Annotated in this window: 19 protein-coding genes and 1 tRNA gene; 9 read left to right on the plus strand and 11 right to left on the minus strand. The window is 33.6% G+C overall.

The window, feature by feature from the left end; all coding sequences use genetic code 11:
- Window positions 1-34: 34 nt before the first annotated feature.
- Window positions 35-106: transfer RNA gene (locus RHAB15C_RS05100), tRNA-Gln, on the minus strand.
- 334 nt (window positions 107-440) lie between these two features.
- Here RHAB15C_RS05100 and RHAB15C_RS05105 point away from each other — a divergent pair.
- From RHAB15C_RS05105 to RHAB15C_RS05120, 4 genes are all read left to right on the plus strand, one after another.
- Window positions 441-1,301, plus strand: coding sequence for an ankyrin repeat domain-containing protein (locus tag RHAB15C_RS05105; protein ID WP_194844813.1), 861 nt, complete (start codon window positions 441-443; stop codon window positions 1,299-1,301).
- A 403-nt stretch (window positions 1,302-1,704) separates the two neighbouring features.
- Window positions 1,705-1,857 carry a DUF5993 family protein gene (locus RHAB15C_RS07465; protein ID WP_350339548.1) on the plus strand — a complete coding sequence of 51 codons (153 nt, stop codon included), beginning with the start codon at window positions 1,705-1,707 and terminating at the stop codon, window positions 1,855-1,857.
- Window positions 1,858-1,859: 2 nt separating this feature from the next.
- A complete protein-coding gene (locus tag RHAB15C_RS05115; protein ID WP_194844812.1) occupies window positions 1,860-2,372 on the plus strand; it encodes a disulfide bond formation protein B in 513 nt (170 codons plus the stop codon).
- Between the two features lie 8 nt (window positions 2,373-2,380).
- Complete coding sequence (locus tag RHAB15C_RS05120) at window positions 2,381-3,823, plus strand: glycogen synthase (RefSeq protein ID WP_194844811.1); 1,443 nt, start codon at window positions 2,381-2,383, stop codon at window positions 3,821-3,823.
- Here RHAB15C_RS05120 and RHAB15C_RS05125 read toward each other — a convergent pair.
- The 4 genes from RHAB15C_RS05125 to RHAB15C_RS05140 form a co-directional block, all read right to left on the minus strand.
- Window positions 3,806-4,399 (minus strand): CDP-alcohol phosphatidyltransferase family protein, encoded by a 594-nt coding sequence (locus tag RHAB15C_RS05125; RefSeq protein WP_194844810.1) that lies wholly within the window; start codon window positions 4,397-4,399, stop codon window positions 3,806-3,808. The genes RHAB15C_RS05120 and RHAB15C_RS05125 overlap by 18 nt on opposite strands.
- A 72-nt stretch (window positions 4,400-4,471) precedes the next feature.
- Entirely contained in the window at window positions 4,472-5,506 is a 1,035-nt protein-coding gene (rlmN, locus tag RHAB15C_RS05130) for a dual-specificity RNA methyltransferase RlmN (protein ID WP_194844809.1), read from the minus strand.
- On the minus strand, window positions 5,460-5,741 hold the full coding sequence (locus RHAB15C_RS05135; protein WP_194844808.1) for a hypothetical protein: 282 nt from the start codon (window positions 5,739-5,741) through the stop codon (window positions 5,460-5,462). Before RHAB15C_RS05135 ends, rlmN begins: the two co-directional genes overlap by 47 nt.
- A 103-nt stretch (window positions 5,742-5,844) precedes the next feature.
- A complete protein-coding gene (locus tag RHAB15C_RS05140; protein WP_194844807.1) occupies window positions 5,845-6,042 on the minus strand; it encodes a hypothetical protein in 198 nt (65 codons plus the stop codon).
- Between the two features lie 239 nt (window positions 6,043-6,281).
- Between RHAB15C_RS05140 and glyS the strand changes: the two genes are divergently transcribed.
- Window positions 6,282-9,242, plus strand: coding sequence for a glycine--tRNA ligase subunit beta (gene glyS, locus RHAB15C_RS05145; RefSeq protein WP_194844806.1), 2,961 nt, complete (start codon window positions 6,282-6,284; stop codon window positions 9,240-9,242).
- Window positions 9,243-9,306: 64 nt separating this feature from the next.
- Window positions 9,307-10,308, plus strand: coding sequence for a dipeptidase (locus RHAB15C_RS05150; RefSeq protein WP_194844805.1), 1,002 nt, complete (start codon window positions 9,307-9,309; stop codon window positions 10,306-10,308).
- Here the strand turns inward: RHAB15C_RS05150 and dnaG are convergent.
- A complete protein-coding gene (dnaG, locus tag RHAB15C_RS05155) occupies window positions 10,275-12,056 on the minus strand; it encodes a DNA primase (protein WP_194844804.1) in 1,782 nt (593 codons plus the stop codon). The genes RHAB15C_RS05150 and dnaG overlap by 34 nt on opposite strands.
- A 409-nt stretch (window positions 12,057-12,465) precedes the next feature.
- On the opposite strand from dnaG, the gene mutS reads away from it, so the two are divergent.
- Window positions 12,466-15,054 (plus strand): DNA mismatch repair protein MutS, encoded by a 2,589-nt coding sequence (gene mutS / locus RHAB15C_RS05160; RefSeq protein WP_194844803.1) that lies wholly within the window; start codon window positions 12,466-12,468, stop codon window positions 15,052-15,054.
- Window positions 15,054-16,859 carry an excinuclease ABC subunit UvrC gene (uvrC, locus tag RHAB15C_RS05165; RefSeq protein WP_194844802.1) on the plus strand — a complete coding sequence of 602 codons (1,806 nt, stop codon included), beginning with the start codon at window positions 15,054-15,056 and terminating at the stop codon, window positions 16,857-16,859. Before mutS ends, uvrC begins: the two co-directional genes overlap by 1 nt.
- Window positions 16,860-17,230: 371 nt before the next feature.
- Here uvrC and RHAB15C_RS05170 read toward each other — a convergent pair whose 3' ends face one another.
- Genes RHAB15C_RS05170 through RHAB15C_RS05180 form a run of 3 tightly spaced genes read right to left on the minus strand, consistent with a single transcriptional unit; the run spans window position 17,231 to window position 19,254 of the window.
- Window positions 17,231-18,370 carry an N-acetylmuramoyl-L-alanine amidase family protein gene (locus tag RHAB15C_RS05170; protein ID WP_194844801.1) on the minus strand — a complete coding sequence of 380 codons (1,140 nt, stop codon included), beginning with the start codon at window positions 18,368-18,370 and terminating at the stop codon, window positions 17,231-17,233.
- Entirely contained in the window at window positions 18,367-18,759 is a 393-nt protein-coding gene (locus tag RHAB15C_RS05175) for a hypothetical protein (RefSeq protein WP_194844800.1), read from the minus strand. Before RHAB15C_RS05175 ends, RHAB15C_RS05170 begins: the two co-directional genes overlap by 4 nt.
- 15 nt (window positions 18,760-18,774) lie before the next feature.
- A complete protein-coding gene (locus RHAB15C_RS05180; RefSeq protein WP_194844799.1) occupies window positions 18,775-19,254 on the minus strand; it encodes an Asp23/Gls24 family envelope stress response protein in 480 nt (159 codons plus the stop codon).
- Between the two features lie 153 nt (window positions 19,255-19,407).
- Between RHAB15C_RS05180 and RHAB15C_RS05185 the strand changes: the two genes are divergently transcribed.
- Window positions 19,408-19,806, plus strand: coding sequence for a DUF4339 domain-containing protein (locus RHAB15C_RS05185; protein WP_194844798.1), 399 nt, complete (start codon window positions 19,408-19,410; stop codon window positions 19,804-19,806).
- Window positions 19,807-19,822: 16 nt separating this feature from the next.
- On the opposite strand, the gene rpsN is transcribed toward RHAB15C_RS05185, so the two are convergent.
- Window positions 19,823-20,128, minus strand: coding sequence for a 30S ribosomal protein S14 (rpsN, locus tag RHAB15C_RS05190; RefSeq protein WP_194844797.1), 306 nt, complete (start codon window positions 20,126-20,128; stop codon window positions 19,823-19,825).
- Between the two features lie 15 nt (window positions 20,129-20,143).
- Window positions 20,144-20,281, minus strand: a complete 138-nt coding sequence (gene rpmJ, locus RHAB15C_RS05195; protein WP_138106870.1) for a 50S ribosomal protein L36 — start codon at window positions 20,279-20,281, stop codon at window positions 20,144-20,146.
- Window positions 20,282-20,384 lie beyond the last annotated feature (103 nt).

Genomic DNA, 20,384 nt, shown 5'->3' on the forward strand with positions numbered 1-20,384 from the left:
AAAGACATGGACACTTGCTTTTAGTTAAATTAATTTGGGGTGGAAGGATTCGAACCTCCGAATGGCGGTACCAAAAACCGCTGCCTTACCACTTGGCGACACCCCAGCATCCATAAACAGAACAAAGATTAGTTTTTTAGAGATTAAAAAGCAACTTTAAATAGATCTTTTTCTAGATAATGAGCTGCCTATGCATCATTTACATTTACTTAAAAAGTGTTAATTTCAATTAACCCAAGAAAAACTTTTCGAATAAAAACTTCTAATTATTAAATGACTTAAAAGAACATTTGTAAAGACTATCTCCTCCACAAAAAAGCATCTAATTTCTTCTATTTTTTTAATTAGTAATTAATTATTTAAAATAATAAATTTTTACTTATTTATTTTATGTTTAATTTATTATATAATTTAATAAATTAAACAGTTTTAGGTACAAAATGAGTATAAACCTTGTTTCAAATTCATATATAGATCCCAATCTCGTATCTATTCTAGATAAAGATCGTTTCTATCTTTTTGAGAAAATTTGTTCATATCTCAAACCTTTAGATATGCAAGCTTTTTTATCAACTTATAAATCTCCTCGATTGATATGTAAAAACCTTAAAGAAAATAATCCAATAACTTATAAAGCCCTAATGACAAGAATTTTTTCTAATTCTTTTACCAATAAATCCGTAGAAGAACTATCTAGCGATATAATACACTTTTGTAAAGAAGGCAAGTCTTCTCAGCTAAAAGAACTATTTCAATCTCTTAAAATTTGCGATAAATTTCATGAAATTAGTATAAAAACCTTAAATAAGGCGTTTTCCTGGACTTGTTTTTATACCCATGCAAAGATAGTAAAAATTTTTATAAAATCAAGCAGATTTCATGAAATTAGTGAAGAAAATTTAGGCAATGCTTTAGACCATGCTTCCATTAATGGTCATCCAGGCATTGTAGAGGTTATTATAAATTCTACTAGAGCCTGTGAAATTAGTATAAATGATTTAGAAAAAGCTTTAGAAAATGCTGCAGGAAATGGTGGAAATACAGTTATTCATCTGAAAAGTCTGAAATATCTTATAAATTCTCCTAGTTATCAGAAAATAAGTACAAATGGGTTAGGACAAGCCCTTATAAGGGCTTGCAAGAACCAGAGACATGACGCTGTTCAAGAACTTGGGAAATCTACTAGATTTAATGAAATTAGTCGGGAACATTTAAAAGAAATTTATCATCTAGCTTCATATAACAAAAACCTCAGAAACTTCTTGAAAAACCTGGTAGAGCTATATAAAACGAAAACCTAACCAAAAAAGTATGCAATCCTTAAAATCTCCAGTTCAAGCCCATTTTGCGTATTCTCCCAAACTACTTACATTGGAATGTATCAATGTAGATGTCGTCGCGCTGTATTGATGTAATGTAAACAACCGCAAAGATCCCCTGATAGTGAATTGTGTTAAAGATATAAATAAAATTTGATATATTTCATATATACCAAACCTTATTTTTGCAATCTCCAAAAATAACTCTGTGCAAGCAGGTTATATTTTTCAAAAATACAAAAGAGCATTTCTTTCTTACTAAATAATTTATTATTTTTTCTAAAAAAACCAGTTCTCATACTACAAGCTACTTTTTCAGAAAGTTAAGTTGCTTAAAAAAAATAAATAGATTAATTCTTTCATAAAGAAGTGGTGAATACTCATGATGGCGCTGTTATTTTTTATTTTTATGATTACAATCCTATTCATTTGGAAAGGCTATCGAAAAGTAGGGATAGGCGTAACTCTGATCAATCTTATTTTTTGCCTCTTTATGCTATGGCACCATGCAACAGACATTCTTAAAATTCGGATTTGAATATGTATAAATTGGAACGCAATTTGAATACCATTTGGGCATTTGTGATTTGCGGAGTGCTTTTAGGTGGCTATTCTGTGCAATTTCTCAAACATGAACTACCTTGTCCTCTTTGTTTACTACAACGTTTAAGTATGATCGGAGTAGCTATGGGTCCTTTACTAAACTTACGCTTTGGTGTTTACCCAGCTCATTATGCTGTTTCGATTTTAAGCGCCCTTTTTGGAGGATTTGTTTCTTTAAGACAGATATCCCTTCACGTTTGTCCTGGGTTTTCTTCATTTGGAGAACCTGTTCTTGGCTTAGAGCTATATACTTGGGCTTTAGTTGTCTTTGCTTGTTCTATTTTTGTATCTGCAATTATGCTTTTCCTTTACACAATATCTCCTCAGCATATACAAAAAACGCAAATGAACACATTTGAAAATATGGCTTTTTGGCTTGTATTGTTTATGACTGCAGCAAATGTTATTACGACTCTTCAAGAATGTGGCCCTAGCGCTTGTACAGGCTAAAATCATCTATGCACATTATTCACATTGCCTCAGAACTCGCCCTTATTGCTAAAGTAGGAGGATTAGCCGATGTTGTATATGGACTTTGTCAAGAAACTTTGAAACTCGGATACATAACGGAAGTTATTTTACCAAAATATGACTGTATTGATTACAAACACTTAACGGATCTAAAAATAGAGCAGAAAAACATTTGGATGTTTGCAGGCTCTAATCGTTATAACAATACAATTTGGTCAGCTAGTTTAAGTGAGTTAAAAATTTTTCTAATAGAAGCAGATCATCCAAAATATTTTTATAATCGCGGTGTTATTTATGGATGTTCTGATGATATCGATCGTTTTATCTATTTTTCTTGCGTAGCTATGCAATCCCTGCTGCAATTAGGAAAACAACCTGATATTTTACATTTACATGATTGGCACACTTCTTTAATTGCTCTTTTATGCCAAAAAAATAACTTAGGAAAAAGTGTTTTAACCATTCATAATTTAGCACACCAAGGAATCTGCTCTATAAACACTCTTTTAGATAAAGATCTTTTAAAAGATCTTGATTTTTCTGATTCCTTGAATTTATTAGAAACAGGAATTATACACGCTGATCGCATAGCTATTGTTTCTCCTAATTACCAAAAAGAAATTCAAACTCCTGAAGGAGGATGTGGATTAGATCTAGTTTTACGAGAGTCTCAAAAAAAACTAGTCAGTATTTTAAATGGTATTGATCAAGACTATTGGAACCCGGCCAAAGATCCCTATCTTAAAAAAAATTATCTCATAAACGAGTTAGAAAATATTCTAAAAGCTAAACGGATAAACAAATATTTTTTACAAAAATATCTATCTCTTACTCAAGAAAATGTCCCTTTGGTTTCTTGTATTACTAGACTTGTTCCTCAAAAAGGTCCTGACTTAATTGAATATGGAATGATACGCACTCTAGAATTAGGAGGGCAGTTTGTTCTTCTTGGTTCGATTTCTTTGTCAAATAGCGATATAGAGGAACAATTTGTTTCCCTAAAAGAAAAATATCGAGATGACAAAAGAGTAGCTATTTTACTGATGAATGATGAACAGCTAGCTCATCTGATCTTTGCAGCCTCCGATTTATTTATTATTCCCTCTTTATTCGAACCGTGCGGTCTTACACAAATGATCTCCATGCATTATGGAACAATTCCTATTGCTAGAATGACAGGAGGTCTTGTAGATACCGTCTTTGATATTGACACTTCAGATAAGCCCTTTGAAGAACGTAATGGCTTTACTTTTGAATTTCCTGATTGGCAAGGGATGAATTGGGCTTTAGAAAGAGCTATTACTTGTTATAAAGAGCATAAGAAATGGCAGCAAATCATGAAAGCTTGTCTTAGCTACGATTCTAGTTGGAAGAAAAGCGCCAAGCAATACATATATATATATGAAGAACTTTTATCTCTTAAGTCCTAATGCTTTTTGAATATAAGATCTATTGGCCAATATGTATTCACATCCTGAATAGAGGGTATAAATAACCCCTATACTTACACTATAAACACTTAATTTTCTTAATAAACTCAATTCTAAATAGCCAAGAGAATAAGGGATAAGCATTACCAGAATAAAGAAAATAATTACTGCTTGCACAACCGCTTTAATTTTGCCTGAAAGACGAGCTGCTAGCGCAAATCCTCTTAACCCACATAAAGCTCTAAGTGTACTAATCACAAGATCTCGATAAAAAAAGATACACACAAGTAATAAAGGAAGCTGAATTACCCCTTGAGTAAAAGCTAAAAAAACAGAAAGGCGAAAAATACTATCCGCCATTGGATCTAGCAATTTTCCTAAATCTGTCACTTTATTGTATCTACGAGCTAATAACCCATCAAATACATCTGAAACCTCTGATAACACGGTTAAGCACAACAAAACATAAGGCAAAGAAAACAATGTAAATCCTAATTGACCATGATATAGATAAAAAACAACAAATATAGGTCCTAGTAAAATGCGCAGCAATGTAAGTATGAGCGCTATGCTCATTTATCCCCCTTTAATCTAAAACTTCATGTCAATGGTATCTTATGTCTGTCTTTTTTGAAAAGAAAGCTCTATTCACTTCTGCAAGGCTAGTTGCCCACAAGCCGCTGCAATGTCTTTTCCTTTTGTATAACGCCAGGTAGCAACAATATTAGATGAGAGTAAAACTTCTTGAAAAGCTTCAATAGTTTCCTTTTCAGGACGTTGCAGTCGAACCCTTTCAACAGGGTTATAAGGAATTAAGTTTACACTGCATTGTTGGCCTTTGAGTAAAGCAGCTAACTCTTTAGCCTGTTCTACACTGTCATTGATATGGCGAATTAAAGTATATTCGTAAGTCACATCTCTTTTGGTTATTCTAGCAAAATTTCTCACAGATGCTAAAATATCTTCTATGGGGTACTTACGTGCATAAGGAATAATTTTTTGCCTAATACGCTGATTGGGAGCATGTAAAGAAAGCACTAGATTGGTTTTTAACCCCTCATTAGAGAAACGATTAATCCCTTCTACTACCCCTACTGTAGAAACAGTAATCCGTCTTTGAGAGAGCCCTAATCGATTAGAGTCAATTAACAAGCGAATGGTTTCTACAACCGCTTCATAGTTTTCAAAAGGCTCTCCCATGCCCATAAAAACAACATGAGATACTTTCTCTTGTCTTTCAAATAACCAAAGATCAATTTGGTACACTTGTTCAAAAATCTCCGCTGCGGTTAAGTTGCGCTTTAACCCTTCTTTTCCTGAAGCACAAAAAGCACAACGAGCAGGACAACCCACCTGCGAAGAAACACATACAGTACGTCTATTCTCAGAGCAAATAAGAACAGATTCTACGAGCATGTTATCTGAAAGTTGCCATAAAAATTTGACAGTTTCTTGATCTTCTGAAAAAACCTCTTGTTTTTTTACTAGCTGTGTTATTAGTAAATTTTCTTTTAGATAAAAACGTAGATCTAAAGACAAATTGGTCATTTGATCCCAATGAGGTTGTCTTAGCTTATAAACCCAATTAAAGATTTGAGAAGCATGAAAGGATTTATATCCCTCTAAGGATAAATTATTACGTAATTTTTCTAGAGGCCACGTGTGAATGGAAAAAAGAGGCATTCTTAAGTGCTTGGGTTTGGATTGAATTGCGCTCTATTAAAGCATGCTTTCTCTTTTCTTGCATTTGAAGTGTATTTTTTCTATTTCTTGCTGTGTGTGTTTGTAACTCTTTACGAGAGTTTTCTGAAGACGTATGGATTACTCGATTGAAAAGCGCCGATATACTTCCCCAGCCTATCGTAGTAGGGAAATTAGTAAATAAAGAAGATAAATTTCTTAAACTGTTGATATGCATAACAACCTCCACTTAAACCATTGACTAATATTATAGTTTAATAAGTCTTTAAAATCAATTTCATAATATAAACCTAAAACAAAGAGGGACTTACGGTTCTAATTTAAACTTTTAATTCCTTCTTTTGCAACCTTTTTAAACTTCTTTTTTTTGCACGCAAACTTTGAGGTTGTAGATTCTCTTGCTCTTGATAATATCTTTGAAAACGCATTGCTTTCTTCTTTTTTCCCATACCTAGGGTTTCTGAAGGTAGATTTTGCGGTTGCTTATGCAAGAATAAAGGTAAAAATACTGGTATCATAAGGACCTCTATTTTATAGTTCAACTTTAACATAATTTAATAAATATTTTAAAATTATATACTGTTTATTTAAATCAATAATCAGCAAATACATAGTGTGAAAATACTTATTTTTAAATCGCTTAACAATAAGTAGATCATAATTTAAATTTACATAATTAGACAATAAAAACACATAAAAAATAACCTCCTATTATACAATGAAATTAATTATATCTTAATATATAGTTAAATTTTTTATGTTAACCTTTGAGCAAATCATTGAGCGACTTAACACCTTTTGGATTAAACAAAATTGCATTATTCATCAAGGATATGATTTAGAGGTTGGAGCTGGGATATTTAATCCCGCTATATTTTTGCGTTGTCTGGGTAAAGAACCTCATAGAGCAGCTTATGTAGAATCGTGTCGTAGGCCAAAAAATGCAAGAGATCTCAATCGGCTTCAGATGTCTCACCAATATCAAGTTATCATCAAACCACCTCCGACCGATACACGTACTCTATATCTACAATCTCTTTTTGCCCTAAACCTGGACATTAAAAAATATGATATTCGATTTGTACATAATGACTGGGAAATCTCTTCATTAGGTATTTCGGGATTGGGATGGAAAGTGTGGTGCAATGGAATGGAAATTACCCAATTTACCTATTTGCAAACAGTAGGAGATATTGCATTAAAACCAATTAGCGTAGAGATTACCTATGATTTAGAAAAACTGGCTCTATTTCTTCAAAATAAGACTGCAATTTTTGATATACAATATAACCATCTTTTTACCTTTCGCGACTTATTTCTACAGAATGAAGTTGAATGGAGTCATTATCATCTTACAGAAGCTTCTGTTCCTATGTGGTTGCGTCATTTTAGCGATTATGAGCAAGAGATTAAAAATTTAGTAAAAAATAATCTTCCTATTCCGGCTTATGATTTTGTGATTAAAGCATCACATGCTTTTAATTTGTTAGATGCAAGAGGGGCTATTTGCTTTGCTCAAAGAAATCACTATATTAGAAAAATCCGTGATTTAACCCATCTAGTCGCTAAAGCTATTCTTTCTAAACAGACTTGTTTATCTCCCTCCCTTATAAGTACAAAATTTATTACACAAAAAAATCCTTGCTTCAACCCAAAAAACACACGAGATCTTCTTTTAGAAATTGGTTCAGAGCAACTACCTGCAAGTTTTGTACCCATTGGCTGTTTATATCTAGAAAATGCCATGCGCAATTTGTTAGAAACATCTGGATTAGAATTTGAAGAGCTGCAGATATTTGGAACCCCTCAGCGCCTAAGTATTTTGGTAAAGAATCTTGTAGAAGGAACAGAATCCGTAGAAGAACAAATAAAAGGACCTTCAATAACCGTAGCTTTCGATAAGAAGGGTAATTTAACAAAAGAAGGCAAAGGATTTTTACAAACTTGTAACATTGCTTTTTGCACCCTAACTGAAGTATTACAAGAAGAAATACAAAATTTATATTTTATTCCTATGGGTGGCGTTCAATACCTAATTGCTACTGTTTATGTAAAAGGCAGTTCTACCTATGCGCTTTTACAAAAAAAATTACCTTCTTTGATTATGAATATAGACTTCCCCAAGAAAATGTATTGGGAAGATCCGTCTATTAGGTATGCTCGTCCTATTCGATGGATTCTTGCATTATTTGGGACTCAAGTGGTCCCTTTTAACCTAGGTAGAATTCAATCCGGGAACTTTTCTTTTGGTCATTTTCAACTTAGTCCTACTTATATTGAAATCAAACATCCAAAATATTATCTTTCTAATTTGAAAAATCATTACGTCCTAGCAGATATAGAAGAAAGAAAACAACACATTAAAAAACAAATTAAAACTTTAGAACAACAAATAAAAGGATGTGTAATAGAGCAAAATAAAATACTTCCAGAAGTATTACATCTTACAGAATGGCCTACCTTAATGCTTGGATTTTTTGACGCTAAATTCTTAAAAATTCCTCAAGAAATACTTATTTCACAAATAATAAAACACCTTAAATATTTTCCTGTCACTGATCGTCATGATCAATTAATGAATGCTTTTATTATTACAATCGATAATCAACCCAACTCAATGATTCAACTCGGCAATGAAAAGGAACTTCTTTTCTATTTATCTAATAGAGCTATTCTTTATGAAAAAGAAGTTCATATTCCTCTTGAGTTAAGTTATTATAAACTACAAGAAATACGTTACCAGAAAAATTGTAAAAATCTTTGGGATAAAGTAGAAAGGCTAATTCTAATAGCAACAATATTTCATCAGTACTTAAAAGTTGCAGAATATACACACGTACAAAGAGCTGCTCTTTTAAGTAAGTCCGACCTTTGCTCTGCGCTTGTGAATGAGTTCCCTGATTTGCAAGGTATTATTGGTAAATATTACGCTCTAGCACAAAACGAACAACACCAAGTAGCAATAGCTCTTGAAGAACAATGGATGCCTAGATCAAAATGGGATGCTGCTCCTAAAACCCCTACCGGCATTATCTTAAGTCTATCGGATAAAATAGATGATCTGATTAGTTTCTATAGCACCTCCAAAGATCTTTATCCCTTACGCAAACAGGCAACAGGAATTATTCAAATCCTGCTAAAAAACAAAATGAGTTGTAACTTGCAAATTTTATTATTAAAAGCCTGTCAGGCATTCCCTATCACAAATAAAAAAAAAGCCACGCGAGCAATTATTTCTTTCATCAATACTCGCAAGAAATTGATTTTTGAAGAATTAGGCTTTAAAAAAGATGAAATTGATGCCATTACAAGGATAAACCCTTATGACCCTTTTGATCAATTATGTAGATTAAAAGCTTTTTGTAGCTTTCGCAAAGCTAAAAAAAGCTTCTCTTGCTTTGTTAAAATCTATAAACGCATTAAAGGATATACTCAAAATGATTCCCCTACTTTCCAGCAAAAGCTTATGATTGAACCCGCTGAGAGAAAAATTCTTCAAGAATATATTCAAATCCACAACCGATGGCCAAAACTTCTACAACAAAAACAATATCTAGAAGCATTCAAATTACTAGCAGAATTGCAAAATCCTTTAGAAAGATTTTTCAAGGCTATAATCATTTTTACGGATGACCTAGTTCTGCGTGGAAATAGAATCGCTCTTTTAAAGAAACTCATTAAGCTATTCGAATCCTTAATGGATTTCAGCAAATTCTAAGTCTTTAATCCTTGCTGAATTTATTAGAGAAAACCATACTAGTAGAAATTTAAGATATTTTAAGATGCATCTACCCATTTTTGACTTACATAACGATTTGCTTTCTTTTTTGATAGAACAAGAAAACAGATCTTTCTTAGACCCTCTTTCTCGTTGTTCTTATTTACAAATGAAACAAGGAGGCATAAAAACCCAAGTACTTGCCATTTTTACAAAAAAATCGTTAAATAGCATTGATTTAGCTCAAAAACAAAGTGAAAAACTACAGTGGCTATACAAGGAACATCCCTCTTACTTTTCTCCTATTTCTCAAAAAGCTCCACTAACAGCTATATCCACAATTGCAGCCTTTGAAGGCGCTTCTGGATTTGCAGATGAAGATGAGCCTCTGACCATGAGTTTACAAAGACTAGCTAATTACCAAAATAAAATTGGCCCTCTTCTCTATATTGGTATTACTTGGAATGAAGAAAATCGTTTTGGAGGAGGATCTGACACTTCTATTGGCCTAAAACCTGATGGGATTTATTTGCTAGAGTGGCTAAATAATCGTAAAATTGCCGTTGATTTAAGTCATGCGTCCGATGCTTTAGCTTATGATATTTTAACTAAAATTGATCAAAACAATTGGCGCATCCCCCTTATTGCTAGCCATTGTAATTTTCGCAAAGTTCACTTTGCTACTCGCAATCTTCCCGATGAGCTGGTACATGAGATCATTCATAGAAAAGGCCTTATCGGATTGAACTTTTTTGCTCCTTTTATTCATAAAGAAGATCCTAATGGTTTAATCCAACATATAGAATATGCGCTTACCCTCAACGCAAAAGAAGTTCTTTGCTTTGGTGCTGATTTTTTTTGTGATAAAGATGCTTCGAATCTACAAGCTAAATACCCAGGGCAATCTTTTTATCACGTTCCTTATGATACAGCTGAATGCTATCCTATTTTATTGGAAAAGTTAGCTGTAAAGTTAGAATTACCGATTTTGCAATCCATTGCTTACGAAAATGCTAGAACCTTTTTAGATACTCAGATTTTGGGAATGAGTACTTCTGGAACTTGATTTTTAAGAATATCAAACTGACGAGCTAGTTGAAGAGTTTCTTCTTCAGAATGCGTAACTGATTGAATCTCTATTCTAATTTGTTCTCTTTTTTGCATCCAATCCCTTAGGAGAATTTTACGCAAAACTTCTAGAAAACCTTCTTTTGTTTTATGTAGGTTGATTTTACGTTGTAAAAGTTCAGATAAAAGTTTTTGCTCTTCCGGATCATTTAATTTGCTGCCAATTGCTAAAAGATCGAAGCAATTTGATTGATGATCTGATAAGGATACATAAAGCTTCCAGGCACTTGGTACTCGGAAATGGTTCTGCTTTAAATTAGCTTTGGCAATACCGATGATCTCTGGATATTGAGAGCCTCCCATTAATAACCAACGCAATAAATCAAGCTCTAAAATGCGATCTCCATCTACCTCTTGTAAACATATCGACTCTTGCTTAGAGATAAATAGATCCGGCATACAAATCCGATCTATTCCAACACTAGCCTCTGGCACCTGTGCAATCTCAGCGAGTTTTTTTAAACTCTCATGTATTAGCACTGGTTGCTGCCAATGATTAATTTGATCCATTATTTGATTGACTACTTGATTTTTTTGCGAAGGAACTTGTAGATCATGATCTTTTGCTAAATAGAAAAATAAGAAATTTAAATAATCTGAACTAGTCTCTAAAAGATGAGCAAAATAGCTAGGTCCTTTTTCTCTGAGCAATAAATCAGGATCCTTTTCTTTTTCTAAAGCAACCACTCGAGTATCAATCCCATTTTTTTGAAATAGGTCTCCTATTTTTTTTGTTGCGGCTTGACCTGCTTCATCGGCATCTAAAGCTAGATAGATTTTCTTAATACCAAGCTGCAATAACTCCTTAACATGTTCTTCTCCAAAAGCTGTGCCTTGAGCTGCAACCACATAATCAAAACCTGTGTCAATTAATCGCAAAGCATCAATTTGTCCTTCTACGAGGATTGCGGTTTGCTGTTTTGCCATTCTTACACGACAATAACTCAATCCAAATAGCACACGAGATTTTTTAAATAAGATGGTTTCCGGAGAGTTAATATACTTCCCTCCAAATGTGCTTTGCCTATATTTACGGGCAGAAAAACCAATCACTGCACCCAAAGAATCCAGAATAGGGAAAGTAATTCTTTCGCTAAAAAAATCTCGTTTTTTTCCTCCAGACACTTTGATTAGACCAGCTTGTATCATGATGTCTTCTTCAATGCCACATGCCTGTAAATACTGGATCAATAAACTATAATGCTGCGGAGCATATCCTATTTGAAAACGACGAATAAACTGCAGAGATATCCCTCTTCCATATAAATAGTTAAGAGCTTCTATTCCTTCTTCTGTATGCAATAATAAATAATGATATAGCTCGCTTGCAGAAGCCAAGGCTGTTTTTAATGCAATTTTATTAGGGGTTTTTATATTTCCTTTTTCCTCTTCTTTTTCTAAATGGACTTGAAAACGCTCTGCAAGACTTTCTACCGCTTCGATAAATGACATTCTTACATGAGTCATTAAAAAAGAAATAGCATCTCCATGAGCTCCACATCCAAAACAATGGTAATGAGCACTGCCTTTTTGTATGATAAAAGAAGGAGTTCTTTCTTCATGAAAAGGACAGAGCGTTTTATAAGTAGATCCACTTCTTTGAAAAGTAAGGTGAGCTGACAATACTTCAAGTAAATCAATTTTATGACGAAGCATTTCTAAACTGTTTGTAGTAAATAAAGGCATAAGTTTTGTATGAAAAATTTAATTGCTTTTTTAAGCTTGTAGCAGTTGACTAAACCGCGTCAAGGTTTTCTATTTTACAAAAGAGTATAGGCTAAAATGCATTTTAAAACAGAGCTTTAGAAAAATATTTAAGATGATTTGAAAAAATTATTTTATTTAAAAATCAAATATCCTTTTATTTTTCTCAAAGTTGATAAAACAAATTCAAGAAGCTCTTAACACAGATTCACAAAACTCGAGATTTAAACAATTATATTCTAACTTTCTAGATCCCTATCATAAACTCTGATGGTATAAATTAAGAATTAAATAACAGATTTGATGAAGTTTAAACCTTATTTCTCAATAAAACCTTGCATTCTCAAACCTTAGCTTAGATAATAAAGAGCTTCAAGCGAGGTATTAGAAAATGAAAGAAGAAAAACCCTCCTCCATGATGGCTCAATGGCATCATTGTAAAAAACAAGCAGAAAATGCCTTATTGCTATTTCGCTTAGGGGATTTTTATGAGGCCTTTGAAAATGATGCTATTCTTTTGTCAAAACAACTGGGTATAACGCTAACTAAAAGACAAGACATTCCTATGGCAGGAATTCCTTTTCATGCAAGCGATGCTTATATTGATAAGCTTGTTGCAAAAGGGTATCGTATTGCTATTGCCGAACAATTAGAGGACCCGCAATCTGTTAAAGGAATCATAAAGCGAGAAGTCGTTAAGATCATTACTCCAGGAACAATTGTTCACTCTAATCTACTATCTGCAAAGTCCAACAATTTCCTCTGTTGTTTTATACAAATTAATGAAGCCTTTGGTCTTGCTGTACTCGATGTTACAACCTCTGAGTTTCGCGCTATGGAATTCGAAGATAAAAAGCAGTTATTTGATGAACTAAGCCGTATCCAACCTAAAGAGCTTTTGTTACCTAAAAAATGGATGACACAACACCCTGATTTCCTCGAAGAAATAGACCGTCAATTTAAACCAGCTATTCATGTAAAAGAAGCGTGGCATTTTGAACACAAACACGCTTGTGATGTGCTTCTGAGACATTTTAAAGTAAGTAGCTTAGATGGTTTTGGATTAACAGGTATGGTTGCTGCCATTAATGCAGCTGGAGCTGTTTTACATTATGTGCAAGATGAATTAAATCTTCCAATTCAACATATCAAGAGTATAAAAAAAGAACACTCTTCCTCCTATATGTTACTAGATCGAACCACTCAAAAACATCTAGAACTTTTTCAGTCGATTCAAGATATTCATTCCTCTCATACCTTGCTACAAGTTATTGATTATACCTTAACTCCCATGGGTGGACGCCTGCTCAGATACTGGCTTGCACACCCTTTATTGGATCTGAATGAAATACAGCAAAGACAAAAGGGTATTGAGGAGTTTTTATCCAAATGGCAGCTCAGCGAACAGATCTTTGAGTATTTAAAAGAAATTCGCGATTTAGAGCGTCTGATTATGCGAATCGAAACCGATTATGCAACCCCGCGCGATTTGGGAGTTTTTCGTCTCTCTTTAGAACAAATCTCACCCATTTTTCATATTTTGGAAAATCATTTTACTAGTCAATTCATTACTAAAAATAAAACAAATTTAAAAGATGTCTCCAACCTTGTGCAACTCTTACAAAAAGCGCTTATAGATACACCTCCTTTAAAATTGAAAGAGGCTGAAATATTTCGCGCAGGTTTTTCAGAAGAACTTGATCATTTACAATTCATCAAACAAGACTCGCATAATTGGATTGCTCAATATCAAACACAATTAAGACAAGAAACGCAAATCAAAAATCTCAAAGTAGGATATACAAAAGCTTTTGGCTTCTTTATCGAATTAAGTCGTGGAAAAACAGAAAAAATTCCTTCCTCTTTTCAAAGAAGACAAACCTTAGTGAATGCAGAGCGTTTTACAACTCTAGAATTAAAAGAATATGAGCATAAAATCCTTCATATCGAAGAACGTATTTATGCCTTAGAACATGCCTTATTTACGCAATTAAAAAAACAAATCGCAGAACATGCTTCTTCGATTTATCTCATTGCACGCGCCATTGCTGAAATCGATGTGATTTGTTCATTAGCACAGGCAGCTAAATTTCACAAATACATAAAACCTACTGTCAATTCTAGCGATCTGTTTCATATTGAAGAAGGGCGCCATCCCGTGATTGAAACCGTTATGAAAAAAGAATTATTTATATCTAATGATGTTCTTTTAAATGCTACAAGCCATCGATTACATTTAATTACAGGTCCCAATATGGCAGGTAAGTCCACATTTATCCGCCAGGTGGCTTTAATTGCCATTCTTGCACAAATGGGCAGTTTTGTTCCTGCTAAAAGGGCTACCATAGGTATTATCGATAAAGTTTTTAGTCGGATTGGAGCAAGTGATGACTTAGCAAGAGGGCTTTCGACTTTTATGGTGGAAATGACAGAAACCGCAAACATCCTCAACAACGCAACAGATCGTTCTTTGGTGATTTTGGATGAAATTGGTCGAGGGACTAGTACATATGACGGAATTTCTATCGCATGGTCTGTTGCAGAATATCTCTTAACTCAACCAGGCAAACAAGCTAAGACCCTATTTGCTACGCATTTCTGGGAGTTAACCGAATTAGAGCAAAAGATTCCTGGAGCCGTAAATTATAGCGTCTCTGCCCATGAATCTGAAAATAAAATCGTATTTTTGCATAAAGTCATAAGAGGAAGTACGGATAAAAGTTATGGCATTCACGTGGCTCGTTTAGCAGGATTGCCCTACTTTGTGCTTAAGCGCGCACAACAGATGTTAAAAGATCTAGAACAAACCTCTATAAAAATGGCTAAACCCAAAGCAGAAAAACAGCTCTGTCTTTTTATGAATTCAGAGATAGAAAATAAACCAGATATTTTAGGAGAATTGAAGGAAATCGATCCAAATAATCTCACTCCTTTAGCTGCTCTACAAAAACTTATCGATTGGAAAGAGAGAACAAAATAATGGTTTTTGATCCTAAACAACTTGATGCATTTCCTATGCAATCTGGAGTCTATCTGATGAAAGACAAAGCAGACAGGGTAATCTATGTTGGGAAAGCTAAATTACTTAAAAACCGCTTAAAACAATATTTCTCTCTTAGCGATACCAGAACCATGATTCCGCTTTTAATCGCACAAATCGCACACATTGATACGATTGTAGTTTTTTCTGAAAAAGAAGCTCTGCTTTTAGAAAATACTTTGATCAAACAACACAAGCCTAAATTTAATGTACTACTCAAAGATGATAAAACCTTTATCAGCCTATGCATCAATGTAGATCATCCATGGCCTATGCTGCGCCTTATGCGTTATAAAGGATCTATAAAAGATAAAAACCTTTATTTTGGACCTTATACAAGCGCTATTGCAGCAAGAGAAATCTACGAATTATTAAACAAATTATTCCTTTTGCGTCAATGTTCAGATAATGAGCTTAAAAAACGTACTAGACCTTGTCTACTTTATGAGATGAACCGCTGTCTTGCTCCTTGTGTTGGTTTATGCACTAAGGAGCAATATGATCAGCAAGTAGAAAACGTAATCTACTTTCTAAAAGGAAAAAATCAAGACATTCTTCCTAAGCTCTATGTACAAATGCAACAAGCTTCTGATCATCTGCAATTTGAAAAGGCTGCTTCTCTACTTAAAACCATTCGCCATCTCGAACATGTTTTACAATCCCCTTCTGCTAACTATCATATAAAGTCTATCGATGCTATAGGGATCCATCGCCAAGCAGATGAAACCATCCTGTTTCTTCTATTTTTGCGCCAAGGAAAATTAACCGGATCTATGCATTACGCATTTTCTAATGTTATTGAAGATGATGATGAATTGCTCGCTTCTTTCATTCTGCAGCATTATCAAAATAATAAAAATCCTCCACAAGAAATCCTAGTCCCCATTCAACCTTCTTTAGCTTTGACAGAAATTCTCAAAAGCACCTGTAAAATCCAATTGCTCTTTCCCAAAAAAGGAGAAAAACGGACTTTGTTAAAATTAGCACAAGAAAATGCTAAAAGCACTTTTAAACAGGAAAAAGATGAAAAACTCCTTAAAGAAAAAATGTTGCTTGATCTACAAGACACCTTGCAGCTCAATCGCTATCCTAAAAGAATTGAGTGTTTTGATACCTCTCACTTAGCAGGTAGTGATTCGGTAGCATCTGTGATCGCTTTTACAGATGGAATTAAAGATACTAAACATACCAGACTTTATAAAATCAAAATCCAGCATACAGGAGATGACTACACCTCTATGCAAGAAACCCTTTTTCGCCATCTATCCCGTGCTAAAGCAGCAGATGACCTTCCTGACTTAATCATCCTTGATGGAGGGAAAGGGCATTTAACCGTAGCACTTGAGGTATTTAAAAAGCTCGATATAGCTTCCATAGATTTAATTGCATTAGCTAAAGAAGCCTCTCGTCATGATAAAGGAATGAGTCAGGAAAAAGTCTATCTTCCTTATAACCACGACCCCATATTACTTAATCCCCGATCCTTTTTGTTACAACTTTTACAAAAAATTCGCGACGAGAGCCATCGTAAAACAATTACTTTTCATCAAAAAAGACGTAAAAAAAGACTCATTTCTAGTACATTAGATAACATCCCCGGCATTGGCCCTATCAAAAAAAAACGACTTCTTACCCATTTTGGCAGTATAGAAAGAATTAAAAAAGCTTCTATCCAAGATCTTCTGCAAATCAAAGGAATTACCCAATCTGATGTAGATGCATTACAAAAAGCTTTAAATCTCTAATACACTAGAAATTGACTACTGAAGGTTCTTCTAAGACGTGTTTCTTTAAATCTTCTATTTGTTCTTTAGATAGATCGGATGATCGAGCAATTACATCCATTTCAACTCCGTTTTGTAATAGACGTTTTGCTAGATCTATTTTAAATTCAAACCACTATATGTTATCAATCATTCATTGTATAATAAATTGACTTTAGTAATCCATTTATTTTGACTTTAATTAGTAATTAGACGTCCTTTTGCATTTATTGCAAACCTTCATTTTAGATTTTCTATTTCTTAGAGAGCTTGTGCTTATTTCCTTTGCCCCTTGCATCTACTAAACTTTAGTCATACTGATAAAATGCAGATAGAGTTTTTAAAATAAGCCTTTAAATTTCACTGCATAAAAACTCTTGAATAGCCTGAAAATAGGCTAATGCGACTTCTTTTAAACGAGAAGAACAAGGATATCCTTGAATTTCTGTATCCAAACGAGAAAGTCTTAATGCTTCCTCTAAATTGTTTTGCACAAGAGACTCTCCATAGCAAAGAGGCCCATGTACAAGCCTTGTAAGAGCTAAATTACGAGCATAAACCCCTTTTTCTACTTCAATACTCGCTGTCTCTAAGTAATGAGCACCGTCTGATGGAGTAACAGTGGGTATTTGAAGATGCTCATTGAATTTTTTTAAAACTATCTTAGAAAATTGTCTAGATAGAGAAAAATCGGAAGTAACTAATAAACGCAGGAATTCATAACGAGCTTTTTTTTCTTTTAATTCTCCATCACCAAAAGATCCTGGAATAAATACCATATTAAAATTTTTATCTGTAGTGGAAGTATGCTTCTCTCCTTTAGAATCATGCGCGTTATAGTGAATGATTACTGTGAGATCTGGTTTAAAAGCATTAATTTTTTCTGCACGAGCATATAAATCCACTCCATTATAAATGCTGCGAAAAAGCTGTGTTAATGTTTTTTGTGTTAGCCATAAATCTGGATGTGTTTGTAGAAATTGAAAGAAATTTTGAGAAAGAGCTCCCTCTGCCTTTCTTGCTCTCGTTAGAAAAACCTCTGCTCCTTCTTTTTCTAACAGCTCTTTTAAATAAAGAGCTGTTAGAAAAGTTAAATCCCCTTCATTAAAAGCAATTAACTCTTTCTGGGAACTAATTTCTACAAATCTTTGTTCTAAATGAGAATACTCACTCCCAAAATGTCCTGGATCAATAGCAATTTTGCAATTATTTAATCTTTTTTTTAAAGTTTGCAAAACATCAGATAAACCTAATACTAGACGGTACTCTTCTTGGTTTTTTTGTTTTTTTTCTAGAGAAGCATATATAGTAAAAGTGTCATCATTAAGTAAAAAGTAGTTTTGCGCTTCTTTGGTTTTAATTAAGTATTTTAGTTTGTTCTTTATTTCTTGTTTGCTAACTTTTCCTTGATAAGAATCAAAATCTTGAAAAGAGAAAGAATACGTAAAACAAGGAAAAAGAAGAGCAGTTAAATACAGGATAACCTTATTCATGATAATTTCCTTAAATAAGTAATCTCTAGAAATAAAAGCTTTTGATGACCTAGATAACAAGAGAAAAGGTCTAATAAATCCTTTTCGACTTGCTCAAAAACTTGAGTATTATTTATCCGTTTAAGCAAATCCAGGACAATTGTAATTTCATTATGTCTATTTAAGCAAATTTTTATTGTTGGGTTTTGTGAAGGGAACACTTGATGGACGTAGCATTCAACATAACTGCGTAAAATGGACGTATGGACAAAGACATTCGTATTGCCTGTTGTAAATCTATAGTAACGGCCTGCTAGAGAAATGATAATCCCTAAAGTCATTCCAGAAAATAAAGCACTCAGACTAAAATAGAGAAGTACCTCTTTGTAAGTAGCAATTGTATCATACAAAATAGACCTTTTATGTTAAAAACTTTCATCATAGTAATCAGAATCAGTAGCTGGTTTTGCCGTTTTTACTCTCTCTTGCAAAAGATCTTCCAATTTTTGCTCTTTTTTCAGTTTAGGCATAATCAAATTTTTAAAAATAATGTGTATCGATCCTACGTGTAGCCCAGTTAATTTAGTGATATCCTCTAGAACCTTCATATGAATTTCTTCAGCTTTCTCCGGAATAGAGATCCCATAAGAAATATTGAGCTCAACTCGAACATTGACTGAATGTTTTTTTTGATCTTGCTCAACATGGATTCCTTTTACACCTTCTAAGATTTCTCGACCCAAAAGACTATCAAAAAGATTTCCTTCTAAAGGTTCTATGTCTTTAACCTTGGTTAAACAATGCCATACAATTGATTGAAATACTTTGCTCTCCACATCGCGAACAAAGACGGTTTCTGGCAAGTCCAATTCTTTACTATCAATGTCTTTTAATTGATTATGCATGAGGCCGCACCCTTAATTTATGTTCAAGTCACATTGTAACAAGCTGCAGATTAATCAGCTAACCTTCTTTATCTCAATTAAAATTTTTTAATGAATTTGCTATATTTTAGCCAATTCGCTATTCTTCTTAGCTAAAACACCATTACATAGATCATGACCTTATTACTTTATATTACAATTAGTCTTTTTTGGGGATGGATTACAGCGCGCTTTGCACAAAAAAAGGGGCTAAATCCAAAAAAATGGTATATTGCAGGAGTTCTTTTTTGTGCTTTGGCCTTTATTGCGGTGCTTTTTAGACGTAAGAAAAATCTTAAAATTCCAGATCCTGTACATAAACCAGCGTTAATCCCTATTCATCCACTCCAACGAGAGAATCTCTGGTATTATCTAGATGAAACAGGGCAGCAGTTTGGTCCCATTAACTTTCAAGCTTTAGCTAACGCCTGGGAAGATGAAAAGATAAAGGAAGAATCTTACGTATGGAACGAAGATTTAGGAGATTGGAAAAAATTCAAAGAAATAATACAAATAACTACGCTTAAGATTTAAGCGTAGTTTATAAATATTACCAGCTAGCCTTAACCACACCTGGAATTAATCCAAAATTAGCCATTTCACGGAAGCAAAGACGAGACATTTTAAATCTCCTTAAGTACCCACGAGCTCTACCTGTAAATTGGCAACGATTGCGCAATCGAACAGGTGAGGAATTACGAGGCATTTTATTTAAGGTGATTTTTGCAGCTAAACGCTCTTCATCACTTTTATCCATATCGACTATTATTTTTTTTAATTCTTGACGCTTGTTCCATTTCAAATTAACTAGCTTTTCGCGTTTTTTCTGCTTTGCTATTGAAGATTTTGTTGCCATATCCTTATATAACTCTTACTTCTTGCGAGCAGGGCCTTTTTGACGCTGCTTGCGGTTAGGATCCATTTTATTAATGACGTAAATGCGCCCGCATCTACGAACAATTTTATCCCCTTTTGAAGGGTCTGCTTTAATCGAGGCTTTTACTTTCATGATTTACCTGAGAGAAAAAAACTAAAATTCTAGTAAACTTATAAGCAATGGTTAGATTTGTTGCAAGTGTAATCCTTTTATAAATTATTTTATTTAAAAAGAA

The sequence above is a fragment of the Candidatus Rhabdochlamydia porcellionis genome (assembly GCF_015356815.2).
GTDB lineage: Bacteria > Chlamydiota > Chlamydiia > Chlamydiales > Rhabdochlamydiaceae > Rhabdochlamydia > Rhabdochlamydia porcellionis.